The following is a 429-nucleotide window of genomic DNA, read 5'->3' on the forward strand; positions in this document are numbered from 1 at the left end:
TCTTTATACTTCTCGTAGTATCTGTATTTAGTTTCGTTATTTTTGTTTTTAAATTTTTCAATCCACATGTTTATACCTCCTGAGAGAACGTACGTTCTGTAAATTTGTAAAAAATAATAAGGGTAGGTGGGCTACCCAAAATTTAGTACTAGGTACTAAATATGTTATAATAAAATCAAAAGTAGGTGATAAGATGACTCAATTTCTAGGGGCGCTTCTTCTTACAGGAGTTTTAGGTTACATACCATATAAATATCTAACAATGATAGGTTTAGTTAGTGAAAAAAACAAGATTATCAATACTCCTGTATTATTGATTTTTTCTATTGAAACATGTTTGATATGGTTTTATACTTTTATAATTTTTAATAATGTTGATTTAAAAAATTTGAGTTTACTTCAGTTGCTTACAGGTCTAAAAGCAAATAT

At 27.0% G+C, this 429-nt stretch carries 1 protein-coding gene; it reads left to right on the forward strand.

The genetic code is table 11. The features are described 5' to 3' along the window. Window positions 1-193: 193 nt before the first annotated feature. A partial coding sequence (locus tag FMN63_RS00120; protein ID WP_205513753.1) for a hypothetical protein occupies window positions 194-429 on the forward strand: 236 nt, incomplete at its 3' end.

The organism is Stappia sp. BW2, from assembly GCF_008107695.1.
GTDB lineage: Bacteria > Pseudomonadota > Alphaproteobacteria > Rhizobiales > Stappiaceae > Roseibium.